This is a genomic window from Bradyrhizobium sp. I71, assembly GCF_022354745.1.
Classification (GTDB): Bacteria; Pseudomonadota; Alphaproteobacteria; order Rhizobiales; family Xanthobacteraceae; genus Bradyrhizobium; species Bradyrhizobium liaoningense.
The window spans coordinates 3,904,159-3,918,472 of sequence record NZ_CP059398.1 but is presented as its reverse complement, the minus strand read 5'-3'; the positions used below and the strand labels follow the sequence as shown (position 1 = coordinate 3,918,472).

18 protein-coding genes are annotated in these 14,314 nt (G+C 62.6%); 11 read left to right on the top strand and 7 right to left on the bottom strand.

Annotated elements, in window-relative coordinates:
- Positions 1-26: 26 nt before the first annotated feature.
- Positions 27-410 (top strand): DUF302 domain-containing protein, encoded by a 384-nt coding sequence (locus FJV43_RS19070; protein WP_239619913.1) that lies wholly within the window; start codon positions 27-29, stop codon positions 408-410.
- Positions 411-560: 150 nt separating this feature from the next.
- Here the strand turns inward: FJV43_RS19070 and FJV43_RS19065 are convergent, their stop codons facing one another.
- The 4 genes from FJV43_RS19065 to dsbD form a co-directional block, all read right to left on the bottom strand.
- Positions 561-1,256 (bottom strand): L,D-transpeptidase, encoded by a 696-nt coding sequence (locus FJV43_RS19065; RefSeq protein ID WP_239619911.1) that lies wholly within the window; start codon positions 1,254-1,256, stop codon positions 561-563.
- Positions 1,253-1,927: a DsbA family protein gene (locus tag FJV43_RS19060; RefSeq protein ID WP_239619910.1), complete on the bottom strand. Its 675-nt coding sequence runs from the start codon at positions 1,925-1,927 to the stop codon at positions 1,253-1,255. Before FJV43_RS19060 ends, FJV43_RS19065 begins: the two co-directional genes overlap by 4 nt.
- 82 nt (positions 1,928-2,009) lie before the next feature.
- Complete coding sequence (locus FJV43_RS19055) at positions 2,010-2,645, bottom strand: DsbA family protein (protein ID WP_239629497.1); 636 nt, start codon at positions 2,643-2,645, stop codon at positions 2,010-2,012.
- 40 nt (positions 2,646-2,685) lie between these two features.
- Positions 2,686-4,512, bottom strand: coding sequence for a protein-disulfide reductase DsbD (gene dsbD / locus FJV43_RS19050; protein ID WP_239629310.1), 1,827 nt, complete (start codon positions 4,510-4,512; stop codon positions 2,686-2,688).
- A gap of 102 nt (positions 4,513-4,614) precedes the next feature.
- Between dsbD and FJV43_RS19045 the strand changes: the two genes are divergently transcribed.
- Together FJV43_RS19045 and FJV43_RS19040 are read left to right on the top strand one after the other, a co-directional pair.
- Entirely contained in the window at positions 4,615-5,277 is a 663-nt protein-coding gene (locus tag FJV43_RS19045) for a response regulator (RefSeq protein ID WP_239629308.1), read from the top strand.
- The gene (locus tag FJV43_RS19040; RefSeq protein WP_239629306.1) at positions 5,274-6,587 is read left to right on the top strand and encodes an ATP-binding protein; all 1,314 of its coding nucleotides are present in this window, start codon (positions 5,274-5,276) and stop codon (positions 6,585-6,587) included. The genes FJV43_RS19045 and FJV43_RS19040 overlap by 4 nt, the downstream gene beginning before the upstream one ends.
- Before the next feature lie 39 nt (positions 6,588-6,626).
- Here FJV43_RS19040 and FJV43_RS19035 read toward each other — a convergent pair whose 3' ends face one another.
- Positions 6,627-7,532: an MBL fold metallo-hydrolase gene (locus FJV43_RS19035; RefSeq protein WP_239629495.1), complete on the bottom strand. Its 906-nt coding sequence runs from the start codon at positions 7,530-7,532 to the stop codon at positions 6,627-6,629.
- Positions 7,533-7,603: 71 nt separating this feature from the next.
- On the opposite strand from FJV43_RS19035, the gene FJV43_RS19030 reads away from it, so the two are divergent.
- From FJV43_RS19030 to FJV43_RS19020, 3 genes are read left to right on the top strand one after another with little or no spacing between them, the layout of a single operon-like run.
- Positions 7,604-7,936, top strand: coding sequence for a metalloregulator ArsR/SmtB family transcription factor (locus tag FJV43_RS19030; RefSeq protein WP_239629304.1), 333 nt, complete (start codon positions 7,604-7,606; stop codon positions 7,934-7,936).
- A gap of 19 nt (positions 7,937-7,955) precedes the next feature.
- Positions 7,956-8,501, top strand: a complete 546-nt coding sequence (locus tag FJV43_RS19025) for a rhodanese family protein (RefSeq protein ID WP_239629302.1) — start codon at positions 7,956-7,958, stop codon at positions 8,499-8,501.
- A gap of 26 nt (positions 8,502-8,527) precedes the next feature.
- Positions 8,528-9,307, top strand: coding sequence for a sulfite exporter TauE/SafE family protein (locus FJV43_RS19020; protein ID WP_239629301.1), 780 nt, complete (start codon positions 8,528-8,530; stop codon positions 9,305-9,307).
- A 216-nt stretch (positions 9,308-9,523) separates the two neighbouring features.
- Here the strand turns inward: FJV43_RS19020 and FJV43_RS19015 are convergent, their stop codons facing one another.
- Positions 9,524-10,057 carry a cytochrome b/b6 domain-containing protein gene (locus FJV43_RS19015; protein ID WP_239629299.1) on the bottom strand — a complete coding sequence of 178 codons (534 nt, stop codon included), beginning with the start codon at positions 10,055-10,057 and terminating at the stop codon, positions 9,524-9,526.
- 73 nt (positions 10,058-10,130) lie between these two features.
- A complete protein-coding gene (locus tag FJV43_RS19010) occupies positions 10,131-10,967 on the bottom strand; it encodes a membrane protein (protein WP_024342011.1) in 837 nt (278 codons plus the stop codon).
- A 321-nt stretch (positions 10,968-11,288) separates the two neighbouring features.
- Here FJV43_RS19010 and FJV43_RS19005 point away from each other — a divergent pair, with 321 nt between their 5' ends.
- The 5 genes from FJV43_RS19005 (at position 11,289) to FJV43_RS18985 (ending at position 14,306) form a co-directional block, all read left to right on the top strand.
- Positions 11,289-11,537: a PilZ domain-containing protein gene (locus FJV43_RS19005; RefSeq protein WP_239629297.1), complete on the top strand. Its 249-nt coding sequence runs from the start codon at positions 11,289-11,291 to the stop codon at positions 11,535-11,537.
- A gap of 8 nt (positions 11,538-11,545) precedes the next feature.
- The gene (locus FJV43_RS19000; protein ID WP_239629295.1) at positions 11,546-12,100 is read left to right on the top strand and encodes a phosphatase PAP2 family protein; all 555 of its coding nucleotides are present in this window, start codon (positions 11,546-11,548) and stop codon (positions 12,098-12,100) included.
- 166 nt (positions 12,101-12,266) lie between these two features.
- The gene (locus tag FJV43_RS18995) at positions 12,267-12,626 is read left to right on the top strand and encodes a PepSY domain-containing protein (RefSeq protein WP_239629293.1); all 360 of its coding nucleotides are present in this window, start codon (positions 12,267-12,269) and stop codon (positions 12,624-12,626) included.
- Between the two features lie 143 nt (positions 12,627-12,769).
- A complete protein-coding gene (locus FJV43_RS18990) occupies positions 12,770-13,558 on the top strand; it encodes a hypothetical protein (RefSeq protein WP_239629291.1) in 789 nt (262 codons plus the stop codon).
- Positions 13,559-13,628: 70 nt separating this feature from the next.
- Positions 13,629-14,306: a response regulator transcription factor gene (locus FJV43_RS18985; RefSeq protein WP_239629289.1), complete on the top strand. Its 678-nt coding sequence runs from the start codon at positions 13,629-13,631 to the stop codon at positions 14,304-14,306.
- The last annotated feature ends 8 nt before the right edge of the window (positions 14,307-14,314 follow it).

Sequence of the window (14,314 nt, the reverse complement as noted above, 5' to 3'; positions counted from 1 at the left end):
GAGGCACACCAGTACAGGAGTTTGGAATGTCGTACTATTTCTCGAGAACACTCGACCTTCCTTTTGCGGAGGCCGTCGACAAAGCGATAACCGCACTCAAAGCCCGCGGATTCGGCGTGTTGACCAGGATCGACGTACAATCGACGCTCAAGGAGAAGATCGGCGCCGACTTTCGGCCTTACGTCATATTAGGTGCGTGCAACCCGAGAATGGCGCATGAGGCGCTGATGGCCGAGGACAAGATCGGAACCATGCTTCCATGCAACGTTGTGGTTCAGGAATTCGACGGGAAGACCGAAGTGGCAGCGGTGGATCCGGTAGCGTCAATGCAGGCCATACAGAATGAATCACTGGCGGCGATCGCGGAGATGGTCCGCGGCGAATTGAAGGCGGCGGTCGAAGCCATCTAAAGGCCTTCTGTTCTTTGTGTTGGTGCATCGCTCCAGCTCGGCGACACGTCGCCTGGCGACGTCTCGACAGGGACACTCGGTACCGCGGAGGGAGGGATCCCGCCCCTTGGAGCATCCCTACTTTCGTCGAGGTCGCGCGCGGATCGAAGTTCATCCGCCCGAGGCCGCGGTCTCTGCACCGCCCGTCGGCAGGACCACGACCTTGGCTCCCGACGGCACGCGTCGGTAGAGCTCGATCACGTCCTGGTTCATCATGCGGATGCAGCCGGACGACATTGCCTGCCCGATGGACCATGGCTCGTTGGTGCCGTGAATCCTGTACAGCGTGTCCTTGCCGTTCTTGAAGAGATAGAGAGCGCGGGCGCCGAGCGGGTTTTGCGTGCCGCCTTCCATGCCCCGGGCCCACTTGGCGTATTTCCCCGGCTCCCGGGCGATCATCTTCGTGGTCGGCGTCCAACGCGGCCATTCGCGTTTCATCGCTACATTGGCGGTACCCGACCAGGCCATGCCCTCCTTGCCGACGCCTACGCCGTAGCGGAGCGCCTTGCCGCCTTCCTGCACCAGATAGAGGAAACGGTTTTTCGGGTCCACGACGACGGTCCCGGCAGGCTGCCCGGTCGGATCGTCGACGAGTTGTCGCATGTAACGGATCTTCAGGTCGCCGCCAGGAACCGCCGCAACAGTGTAGGCGCCGTCCGAGACCGCCCCATATCGCAGGTCGGAAGCCGGCGCGTAGGTCGCCGCTGCGGCCTTGGGCATCATGTCGGAGTCGGACACGCAGCCCGCCAACGCTACCGGCAGAAGCAGTGCCGCAGCACGTACGGTCCATTTTCTATAAGTGCTCATGTCGATTCCTTCGATGCGGCTTGCCGGCGCGCGTCGGCGACCGCCCGGCGAAGGCCGGCGTAGTCGAGCGTGTTGTAAAGAAGATTTCCGATCAGATACGATGGCGTGCCGGCAAGGCCCAAGGAGTCCGCCTGCGCCGCGTTTCTGGCGAGCAGCGCATTGATGTCGTCGGCGTGTTGGCGAAGATCGGCCTCCAGCGCCTCCATATCGATGCCGGAGGCGCGGACGCTGTCCAGCATCAGTTTCTGCGGAATCCTCGAGCCCGGAATCTCCATGAGCGCATGGTGCGCCCTGTCGTATCCGCCTTTGTATCGAGCTCCGAGGGCGAGGCGGGCGCCGAAGAGAGAGGCGTTCGTCAGGATCGGCCAATCCTTGTGGACGAGGCGAACACCTTTATCTTCCGCTAACAGCCGATCCAAATTCGGGACAGCTGCCTTGCAGAATGGGCAGTTATAGTCGGTGAAAGCTGCCACGACCACGTCGCCGTCCGGATTGCCCGAGACAGGCACATCCGGATCCCGAAGAATGGAGCCGACGTCGACGCTGTCAGCGACGGCGCTGCCCGATCCCCTTGAGATCAGACGCGGGACCAGCACCATTCCTGCAGCCAAAGCGAGGAAGCCCCTGCGTCCTACACGTCCGTCCCTCATAAAGGTCTGCGGCCTCAGCATCTGACGATCCCAGCGTGGCTTCATTGATGGCGGTCAGTCTCAATCCTCAGCTTAAGCCACGCTTAAGAGGGGCTCCGTTGGCTCACTTCTTTGCGGCGCGCGCCCGCGCGTCGGCGGCGACGCGCTTGAAGCCTTCGTAGTTCAGGGCCTGCGTCACCCGGTACTGACCGACGATGTAGGCGGGCGTGCCCATCAGCCCCAGCGAGTCGGCCTGGGCGAGGTTGCGTCGCAGCAACTTGGTGATCTCGTCGCCGTGTGCCTGCAGGTCGGCATCGAGGCGAACCATGTCGACCCCCGACTGCGCGATCGCTTCCCGCATCCGCTCGGCGGGTATCTTCGGTCCTGGTATCCCCATCATCGCGGAGTGGGCGGCCTCGTAGCGGTTTTGATATTTGGCAGCCAGCGCCCACTGCGCACCCTTGATGGAGTCCGGCGTCAAGATCGGCCAATCCTTGTAGACGAGGCGTATCTTGCCGTCGGCCTTCACCAGCCGATCGAGCTCGGGCTCGGCCTGTTTGCAGAAGGGGCAGTTGTAGTCGAAGAAGACGACGATCGTCAGATCACCTTTCGGGTTGCCCGCGGTCGGCGTCGCCGGATCGTAGAGGATGGCTTCGCGCGATATGTCGGCTTCAGTCGGAGCGCCCTCGGCGCGCACGGGGCCTACCAGATAGCGGGCACCCGCGATTGCGATCATTTGGGCGAGGGTGCGTCTGGAGATGTGCGGAGGCATGTTCGATTTCCTTTTCTGTAGATGGGGCTCAGTCGACCGCGGCGAAGGCCGATAGCTTTCCGAGCAGGGCGTCGGCATCGAGAGCACCGATGATCTTGACCGCGGGCTCGACGGTTTCATGCGCGCCGAACAGCAGAATCGTCGGCGGCCCGACGATGTCGAAGCGCTTCATCAGGGCGCGGCTCGCGTCGTCGACGGAGGTCACGTCGGCACGAACCATTCTGAAGTCCTGCAGCCGTGCCCGAACTTCAGGCTTGCGCAGGACGGCATCCATCACTCTGCATTCGACGCACCACTCGGCGGAGAAGTCGACCATGACGGGCTTTCCGTCCGTTCGGGCCGCGGCGAGTTCGTCTTTCAGCGCGGCGACTGACCGGATCGTTCGGAAAGGTGCCTCGGATGCGCTCTCGCGGGTCACGAACCGATCGAGAATGCGTGTCGCGTTGAGGCTATCGTCGCCTCCTGATCCGATCATCAGGACCGAACCGACTAGCAGCGCGATACTCGCCAAGCTCATGGACACGAAGCGCCATCGGCTTTGCCTGACCAGGAATTGCGTTCCGCAATAGACGGAGACACCGGTAGCAAGAGCGCCCCATAGCAGCAGCGTGGTCTGCTGCGACAGAACGCGAGAGAAGATCGAGATCGCGACGGCCAGCAGGATGAACCCGAAGGCATGCCTGACGCGGACGAGCCAGCGACCAGGCTTCGGCAGGAAGCGTGGTCCAAGCGCCCCGAAGACCAGAAGCGGCATTCCCATGCCGACGCCGAACACGAAAAGGGCAGTCATGCCACGCACGACATCGCCGGTCCGCGCGACGTACAGAAGAGCGGTGGCAAGCGGAGGCGTCACGCAGGGGCCGGCGATCAGCGCCGATCCGAATCCAAGAACGGCGGCCGCAGCCAACGGCCCTCGACCTCCGTCTGAAGCCGCGCCCGATATCCGCTCGACGAACGCGGCCGGCAGCTGGATCTCGAACAGGCCGAACATGGATAGCGAGAGGACGACGAGAACGGCGCTCATTGCGCCGAGCGCGATCGGCGTCTGCAGCAGGATTTGCAGGTTCTCTCCGGATCCGGACCAGGCCGCGAACGCGCCCAGTGCCGCATAGGCCGAGGCCGACGCGCCGACGAACGTGGCCGCGAGGGCGAGACCGCGACCGAGCGAAAGATGGTCCTGCGACCGGGCCATCAGGCCGAAGAAGATCGGCACCAGCGGGAAGGTGCAGGGTGAGAACGACAACAGAACGCCGAATCCGAAGAACGAGGCCAGCATGCCGCCGAGCGTCGCCCAGGAGGAGATACCCGTGTCAGAAGTTGACCCAGCCTTCGTCGGAAGGTCATCATCCGATCCCCCCGCGACATTGGGAGCGTCCTCGAAGGCCGACGATGATCCCGACGAACTCGCGCCGGTGGCCTCGCGGTCCTTGATCGCCAGCGTCTGCAAATCGATCGTCTTGGCGACGGGCGGGTAGCAAATCTGATATTGTTCCGCACAGCCCTGATAGGTCACTGCGATCTCGCGCAACCCACGCAGATCGGCTGATGGGATCCGGGCCTTCGCCAAGTTCCGATAGATCTCCTGCGGCCCGAAATCCGGATCGTCCTTCGGTTCTCCCCGGGGCGTTTGGACCGCGATAGGGGTTCCGGGCGGCACCGCATCCTTGACGACGATCATCGCGCGGTAGAGGTAGCTGCCCGGCCCTATCGCCCAAGTGAGCGAAAGCCCCGCGTCGTCGCGCGAAGCCTTTAATTGGAACGCCTGATCGGCCGGAGGCGGCGTTCCCGCCCGGGCTTGCGCGAGCGATGACAGGAGAACGAGCAATAAGATCGATAGTCGCTGAAAGCCCGGCATGTCGGTGGCGGCCCTGCGTTTTTGTGAGCGGTGCCACGACTTGGATAGGCTACCTTAAGCCAGCCTTAAGGCTGGCGACCGAGAGGAAACTCGGAGGTGCTGATGCGCATACTTGTGGTCGAAGACGATCCGATCCTGGCCGACGGTCTGCGGGCGGGTCTGTCGTTGACGGGTGCGACGGTCGACGCGGTCGAAACCTGCGAGGACGCAGACCAGGCGCTCGCCGCGTCGCGCTATTCGGCGGTGGTGCTCGACATCATGCTGCCGGATGGAAGCGGTCTGGATCTGCTGCGCAAGCTCCGGGGGCGCAGGGACGCTACGCCCGTCCTGCTCCTGACGGCGCGCGACAGCGTCGGCGACAAGGTTTCGGGACTGGATTCTGGGGCCGACGACTATCTGGCGAAACCATTCGATCTCGATGAACTGGCAGCGCGCCTGCGCGCCATTGTCCGCCGGGAAGGCGGTCGTGCGGCTCCGGCCATGACCCACGGCGCCATTGTGCTCTCGCCTGCTGATCTCTCCGTGACCGTCGCGGGTGAGCCGATCAACCTGTCGCGTCGCGAGTTCGCGATCCTGGCAGCGCTCATGGAGCGTCCGGAGCAGGTCCGTTCGCGCGCCGAACTTGAGGAGCGGCTTTACGGATGGCAGGAGGACGTCGAGAGCAATGCGATCGAGGTCCACATCCACAATCTTCGCAACAAGATCGGCAAAGACGCGATCCAGACGCTGCGCGGCGTCGGCTACCGGATGGGGGCGGCCCGATGAGATCCTTGAGACTGAGATTGTTTGCGATGCTGCTCGCCGCGACCGGGATCGTCTGGTTGGCGGCGGTCATCTGGATCTACGTCGGGACCCGCGATGAAGTTGAGCACGTTCTCGACACGCGCCTGCAGGAGGCCGCGCGCATGGTGGCCTCACTGGCGTCCGGCTTCGACGCGCTTCCCGGTGGCTCGACACCCGCCGCGCCGCAGCCACTCGGCAGCTACGAACGTCAACTGTCATGCCAGATCTGGTCTCTCGATGGCCGCATGGTCGCGAAATCGAGCGGCGCGCCCGATCAGCAGCTCTCGCCCGCGGTGTCCGGCTTTTCCGACCGGATCATCGACGGCGAACCCTGGCGCGTGTTCTCCGTTGAGGACGCCGATCACAATCTGCGTGTGATGGTCGGCGACCGCGTCGGGCTGCGGGAGCGGCTGGTGACCGACCTGATCAAGGGGCTGATGTGGCCGGCGCTGCTGATCGCGCCGCTGCTCGGCGCCGCGATCTGGGCGAGCGTGGGGCAGGGTCTTCGTCCCTTGCGGCAGATGGCCCAGGACCTCGGCGCGCGCGAGCCGGACGACATGCGGCACGTCGAAACCGAACGCGCTCCGACCGAGGTCAGGCCGCTCGCGGTCGCCCTGAACGGGCTTCTCAGCAGAGTGGAAGCCGCGCGTCGGCATGAACGCGAAGTGACCGCCTTCGCGGCGCACGAACTGCGCACGCCGCTGGCAGGACTGAAGACGCAGGCCCAGGTGGCTTTGGCCGCCGACGACCCGAAGGTCGTGCGGGGGGCGCTCGAACAGATCGTGAGAGCCGTCGACAGGAGCTCGCGCCTGGTGCGCCAACTGCTGACGATCGCAAGGCTGGACTCCGAAACGGTCGATGCACCGTTGGCGCCGGTCGCGGTCGGTCCGATCCTCGAGGAGATCGTCGCCGCCACTCCGAGGCACGAACGGACGACAGTGACGATCGACGCCAGCGTCCGGGCCATGGTGCTGAATACGAACGCCGAATGCCTACAGCTCGCGCTGCGGAACCTGCACGAAAACGCGATGCAGTACACTAGCGAGGGACGGGTCGTCTGGACGGCCCGGGGCAATGCCGTCGCCATCGAGGACGAAGGGCCGGGGATCCCCGCCGACGAACTCGATCAAATCGGAAAGCGCTTCTTCCGGGGTCGACTGAGGAGCCCGATCGGAAGTGGGCTGGGCCTTGCCATCGTCAAGCTCGCGCTCGCCAAGGTCGGAGCGAAACTCACCATATCCAACCGCGAAGGTCGCAGCGGCACTCGGTCGGAGCTGACGTTCGACGTCTGATCAGCGACCGGTGCCACGGCATGAACGATCGTCTGGGGCCTACACGCAGGTCTGCGCGCCGCCCTTGAGTTTCACGGGGATCGCGAGATAGCGCACCCCGTTGGCTTCGGCCGGCGGGAATTTGCCGGCGCGGATGTTGACCTGAATGGAAGGCAGCAGCAGCTTCGGTGCCGACAGCTTGGTGTCGCGCGCCTGCCGCATGGCCACGAATTCGTCTTCCGATACGCCGTCTTTGACGTGGACGTTGTTCTCGCGCTGCTCGCGTACCGTGGTCTCCCACGCGAACGTATCTCGGCCGGGGGCCTTGTAGTCGTGACACATGAACAGCCGTGTTTCCGGCGACAGCGCCAGCAGCCGCTTGATCGAACGGTAAAGCTTGTGAGCATCGCCGCCGGGGAAGTCGGCGCGCGCGGTGCCGTAGTCGGGCATGAACAAAGTGTCGCCGACGAACACCGCATCCTCGATCTTGTAGGAGACGTCTGCCGGCGTGTGCCCCGGGGTATAGAGAACCTCCACGTCGAGCTCCCCAATCTTGAAGCGCTCTCCGTCGCGGAACAGATGATCGAAGTCGCTGCCGTCGGTCTTCAGGTCGGTGGCGTTGAAGATCGGTCGGAAGATGCGCTGCACGTCTTTGATGTGCTCGCCGATACCGATCTTGGCTCCGGTCTTCGACTTGATAAAGGGCGCGCCCGATAGATGGTCGGCATGCGCGTGGGTCTCCAGAACCCATTCGACGGTGTAGCCCGCTTGTTCGGCGGCTGCCAGCATCGCCTCGACGGAGCGCGTATCCACCTCTCCTGAATTATGGTCGTAGTCGAACACCGGATCGATGATGGCGGCCTTTTTCGTAGCCGGATCGGCGACAAGGTAGCTTACGGTGTTGGTGGGCTCGTCGAAGAACGATCGGATAATTGGCTGTGACATTCTGGAACTCCCTGATGCCATGGTCACTTGGACTTGACGAATATATTAGCGATGCCTAATTAAGCAATACCTGAAATAATGGGAACGGGAATATGGCCATCTCAACATTCGATCCGGCAACTTTCGGAAAGCAGGCAGTTGAAGTTGCCTCCATCTTGCGCGCGCTCGCCAATGAGCGCCGGTTGATGATCCTGTGCAGACTGGTTGAATGCGGCGAGGACAACGTGAGTTCCCTCGCCGAGGCGGTCGACCTGTCGCAATCGGCGCTGTCGCAGCATCTCGCGAAGATGCGCGACGAGGGTTTCGTCACTTTCCGCCGGGAAAGCCAGACGCTCTGGTATCGCATCGCCGATCCGCGCATCGAGCAGCTCTTTGCTACGCTGCACAAGCTGTTTTGCGCGCCCGTCAAAGCCAAGCGCAGATAAGCCAAAGAAGGAACCAGGAATGTCTCTACCGACTATCACCCCGACGGATGCGGGTCGTCTTCTCGACAAGGGCGCTACCCTCATCGACATCCGCGAAGCGGACGAGCACGCTCGCGAGAAGATCCCGGGCGCGCGGAACCTGCCGCTGTCGAAACTCGACGACGCCGATCTCGCGGCGCATCACAAGCCGATCATCTTCCATTGCAAGAGCGGCGCGCGAACCCAAGCCAACGCTCCGCGGCTCGCCGTGAAACTCGATCCCGCCTGCGAGGCCTTCGTCGTCGATGGCGGGCTCGATGCTTGGCGTAAGGCGGGTCTGCCGGTCGCGACCGACCGGCGGCAGCCGATCGAGCTTCAGCGCCAAGTGCAGATGGGGGCCGGAAGTCTGGTCTTCGTCGGGACGCTGCTTGGCCTTCTGGTCTCGCCCTGGTTCTTCGCCGTGCCGGCATTCGTCGGTGCCGGGTTGATCACCGCCGGGCTCACAGGCTTCTGCGGTATGGCCCGTATGCTCATGCGGGCCCCTTGGAACCGCCAACTCTACAGCGCGCCGGGGCGAGCCGCGTGACGCCCGAGAATTGAGGAGTATCCGCTATGCTGTCTCTGGCCCAAGGCGCGCTCGGCATCGCCTCTGGCTCGCTGGTCGGCTTTTCGCTGGGCCTGGTCGGAGGCGGCGGCTCGATTCTCGCGGTACCGCTGCTGATCTATCTGGTCGGGGTAGCGGATCCCCATGTCGCGATCGGGACCAGCGCCATCGCCGTCGCGGCGAACGCCGCGACCAACCTGGCCAACCACGTTCGCGCCGGCAATGTGAAGTGGCGCTGCGCCTCCGTGTTCGCGCTCGCGGGCGTCGCCGGCGCCTTTCTCGGCTCCACTCTGGGCAAGATCATCGACGGCCAGAAGCTTCTCGCCCTGTTTGCCATCGTCATGCTGGTCGTGGGAGCGCTGATGCTGAAGGGCCGCTCCGGCGAGGGCGAGCCGTCGGTCAGGCTTAATCGTGAAAATCTGCCGAAGCTGGTGGCTTATGGTCTCGCCACGGGGGGCGTGTCCGGCTTCTTCGGGATCGGCGGTGGTTTCCTGATCGTACCCGCTCTGATCGCCGCCACCGGCATGCCGATCTTGTACGCGGTGGGTTCTTCTCTGCTGGCGGTGACCGCCTTCGGACTGACAACTGCGGCGAACTACGCCGTGTCCGGCTTCGTGGACTGGTCCCTCGCCGGGTTGTTCATCGTCGGCGGCGTTCTCGGCGGGCTCCTCGGCGCCCGCTCTGCAACCTCCCTGGCCAGCCGCAAGGGCGCATTGAACACCGTGTTTGCCGCGCTCATATTCGCAGTCGCAATCTACATGCTGGTCCGCAGCCTGGGTCTGTTGTGATGGACCTTGGCAGGCCGGCTGTTCCGAACGTGGCCGGGCGCGAAAGCCATGAGAGGCGTGGCAGCCCCCTCAAGGAGGGGCCGGGCTCCTGAACGGGTGGCCTTCCAGCTGGTCGCTCGATGACGCGCCCGGCATGGAAATCTATCTGATTCCGAGATCCCGCGGATGAAGCTGCAATGCTCCACGCCGCCCGCGAACGCGCGCGACGAAAGGGCTCTATCGTAGCATCCGCTGCACGACCCCATCGCGGTACAGCAGGATGTGCAATAGGGCTGCCGACACATGGATAACGATGAACGCCAGCAGGGTCCATTCCATGGCTTGGTGGAGGCCATCAATGGCTCGAGCGGCGGTCGCATCGACAGAGCCCAGCATCGGCAGCGGCGTCAGGAACAAGAAGGAGACCGACCAGCCACGAAAAGAGGCGAACAGCCATCCTGTGAGCGTCGTCGCGAGCACCAGCGCGTAAAGCGACCAGTGCACCATTTCCGAGCTCAAGCGCTGCCAGGCGGACAGCGAGCTCTCTGGTGCGACAGGATGGGTAAGCCGCCATGCGAACCGCAGCAGCATTACGGCCAGGATCAAGACCCCAAGGCTGGCGTGGAGGGTCATGGCGATGCCCGGCAGCTCGCCGCGGTGAATGTCCGGCATCAGCCATCCAATCGAATATTGCGCGAGCAGCAGTACGACAACGAGCCAGTGAAGAACTCTCGCGGTGGTGCCATACTGCAATGGGGTCGCTATTCGCATATCCTGCACAGGCTTCCTTTGGGAGCTGCCTTCACCTGATGCTAGGCCGCGCCTCGCCAGGTGGGCGTAGGGTCTAGACTGCATCGCTGGCGAGGCGCCCTGCCGGATGTCTGCCAGCCCGCTGCGGGAAAATCAGGAGGCAGGCGACGATGAAGACGGCAATCACGGCCGAGGCGATTGGGCGGCTCAGGTGCAGGCCGCCCTGGCTGACCGGCTTGTCGAAGAAGTCGCCCACGGTTGCGCCCAATGGTCGTGTCAGGATAAACGCTGCCCAGAACAGCAGAACCCGCGAAACTGTGGTCCGATAATACAGTGCGGCGAGGACGGCAAGGCCTGCCGCAAAGACGATCGCCCCGCCTTCGTACCCAAGCCCGGTCGAATCGGCCGTCCAGTCGCCCAGAGCGGTGCCCAGGGTTTGCGAGAAGGTGATCGCCGCCCAATAGAACGCCTCGACCTTTGGCGTGTTCACGGTGTCGACGGAGATCGAGCCCTGCGACCAGTACCACAAACACAGGGTAAAGATGACGCAAGCAAATAGGATCGAGGAGCCGCCAGCATAGCCGATACCGAGCGAGCGATCGGCAAAATCAGCCATGGTCGTGCCGGCCGTGGTCGATGCGATGATGGTGGCCCAGTAAAGGAACGGGTGGAACCTCTTCGCTGCGGTCTGCATCACAACCAAGACCGCAAGGATCGAGAGAAACAGCGCGGTGCTGGCGAGGTACCCCCAATGCAACGTCATGCTAACGGTATCGCCGCCGGTCTCGCCCAGCGTGGTGGCGGCGATCTTGATCACCCAGAACGAGAGAGTAACCGCCGGTACTTTGGTGGCAAAATCCTGCAGTTCGATTGAAGCAGACGGTGATGAGAAGTCCTGCCCTGCATGGCGACCGGCATTTCTCTCTTGCATGTGAGCACCTCCTGATTGAACGACGCGACAACGCGCAGAGTGCAATCTTTTCTCCTTCCGCGAGGTTACGGGCTCTATACAATTCCGTATTCTGCGGACTGCAAGGCGGCGCGAGGGCAGACTTGCAAACCGCAAGTCGAATGCTATCGCCTCATCCGGAAGATGAGGACTGCGAGCGTCGCATACATTACACCGCCCCCTACTCGCCAGAACTCGTCGAGCCGACATTACAAATCGGTATAGTTTTGGTGAGGGCCCCGTCAGGTGTCGACTGCTAGGCTCCTATTCTCGTCGGATGGATCGCGCCGAGTTGGGGCAGTCATGGAGAAGCGGCAAGCGGAGAGACGGCGCACCTTCAAGGGTGGCAAGATTGTTTTCAACCACGGGCGCTCAATCATCGACTGCACCATCAAGAACTTGTCGCAGGGCGGCGCTGCGCTGAATGTCGAAAACACCTGCGGAATTCCGGACGAGTTCATCCTTCTTGTCAACGCCGACAACGCGCGAAAGGCCTGCCGGGCCGCCTGGAGAACGCAAACCCAGATTGGCGTTGCTTTCCTGGAGGCTTAGCACCACGCATGCGACAAGGTCTCGATATCGCGCTTACTCAGTGGCTCAACAGCTCGGCCGGACATCGTCCTATGCTCGATTGGTTCATGATCGGGGTGACGGATTACACGGTTCCCGTCATGGTTCTGGCGGTCGCGGTGCGGTGGTGGCAACGTGAGGACAGGGCAAACGAGAGGATGCTCGCGGTCGACGCCGGACTGACCTTTCTTTTCGGTCTCCTCATCAACCAGTTTATCCTGTTGTATGTAAGTCGTCTCCGCCCCTACGAGCTAGGTGTAACCCATCTCATCGTCGCACCCAGCTCCGACCCCTCCTTTCCTTCAGATCATGCCACGGCCGCGATGGCGATCGTCGCCGCGACACTGCTGCAGCATCGCCGGCTCCGCGCGCTGATCTTGGCGATTCCGGCGGCGCTGCTGATGGTCTCGCGCATATACGTCGGAACGCACTACGTTTCGGACGTAGTCGGCGGCATGGGCACGGCGCTATTGGCGGCCATCGTGATGCGCGCGACAGTCGCCTTGCGTCAGCCGATCATCGAGGTGATCATCCGTTTTCCATAATGGATTTTGGGTCCCGAGGTGGACCGCAAGTCGCGGCGCCTGTCGCGATATCCGGGCGATCATTACTAAAACGTATAGCGTCGGTCGAATTCAGGCAATGCTCTCCCGGTCATGGTTCGGCCTATCAGCGAAGCCTTCGCTTCGCGGCGGACGAAAGGAGACACCAATGCTCCGCACCAAACTTATGACCGCTATCCTGGCCGGTACTCTTGCCTCGGGCGCGATCGGCGGCTCGGTCGCGGCTTACGCCAAAAACCGCGATGCTCCGACCGACGAAGCGGCGGTCATGGCCAACGCCAAGGTCCGTATGGAAGAGGCCATGGCAACCGCAGAACAAGCGGTCGGCGGCAAGGCCGTCGGCTCGGGCATCGAGGATCAAGATGGTACCGTCTATCTCGAAGTGCAGGTCCTCAAAGGCGGCACCCGCCACAAGGTGCTGATCGACCCTCAATCGGGCAAGGTGGTGAAAACCGTCACTGCCGACAACGAGCAGAACGAGAACGGCCACGAAGGCGACGACGACTGATCTCGACGACTGGGGCCGCTACACAGCGGCTCCAGTTCCTTCCCCTCGCGCATCTTCTCGAATGTCTTTGACCGTCGTCTTGCGTGTCAAACGCGCGGGAGCCGTACGCAATTGGCAGCAATTCTTGAATAGGAGCCGATCCGATGCATGCAACCCAGCTGACGGCAAGCGCCATCTACAATCGCGTACCGAAGGTAACGGTCGACTTCTGGTTGATCAAACTCATGGCTGTGACCGTCGGCGAGACGGCGGCAGACTTCCTCAACGCAAATTTGGGTCTCGGCCTCTCGAAGACATCCTTGCTGATGAGCGGGCTCTTGCTCGCCGCGCTGATGGTGCAGTTTGCGCAGAAGAGATATGTCCCCTGGATCTACTGGGTGATCGTGGTTCTGGTCAGCATTGTCGGCACCCTGCTCACCGACAACCTTGTCGATCACCTCGGCGTCAGCCAAGAGGCCGCCAGCATCGGCTTCGCCATCGCCCTCGCGGCGACCTTCGCCGTATGGTATCTGGTCGAAAGGACGCTTTCCATTCATACCATCTACACCACCCGGCGCGAACTGTTTTACTGGCTGGCTATCTTGTTGACCTTCGCCCTCGGCACGGCCGCCGGAGATCTCGCCGCTGAAGGCCTGAACCTGGGCTATCTGCATGCCGGGCTGATGTACGGCGCAGTCATCGCCGTTATTGCATTCGGCTATTTCGGGCTGAAGATGAACTCCATCCTCGCATTCTGGCTCGCCTATATTGTGACGCGCCCGATGGGCGCATCCTTCGGCGATCTCCTGTCGCAACCGATCGGAAATGGCGGCTTGGGACTTGGCACCGTGATCACGAGCGCGGTGTTCCTGACCGTTATTGCCAGCGTGATAGTCTATATGACGCTCAGCCACGAGGGCGAGGAGGCCGTTCCGGTCAAGCGGCGCGTTTGACGACGCGCCGGCATTGTAGGATCGTACCTGATCGCGAGGCGGCGGGCTCATGCGATGGGAGATGCAGGCGATGCGTGTTCTTGTAATCGAGGACGACGCCGAGACGGGGTCCTATCTCAGGCGGGGCTTGCGGGAACAGGGTCACGTGGTGGACATCGCGACAAATGGTCGTGACGGTTTGTTCATGGCGACCAGCGAGGCCTACGATATCCTGATCGTCGACCGGATGCTTCCCCATCTCGACGGCCTCTCGGTGGTCAAGACGGCCCGTGCGACGGGACTCAAGACCCCAGTGCTCTTTCTGACAACGATGTCTGGCGTCGGTGATCGCGTCGAAGGCCTCGAGGCCGGCGCGGACGACTACCTCGTCAAGCCGTTCGCGTTTGCCGAGCTGTCGGCCCGGATCAATGCCCTGGCCCGACGGCCGCCAATGGCCCAAGTCGAGACCGTGTTGAAAGTCGCGGACCTGGAGATAGACCTGATCAGCCGAGAAGTGCGCCGCGCCGGTCTGGACATCGACTTACAACCCCGCGAATTCCGTCTGCTGGAGTATTTGATGCGCAATGCCGGTCGGGTCGTAACGCGCACGATGCTCTTAGAGAGTGTCTGGGATTTCCATTTCGATCCAAAAACGAACATCGTAGAAACTCACATTAGCCGGCTGCGGTCAAAAATCGATCGCGGTTTCGACACTGAGCTGATCGAGACGGTTCGCGGTTCAGGATACATTCTCCGTGCCCGCCCCTAGACTTTTTA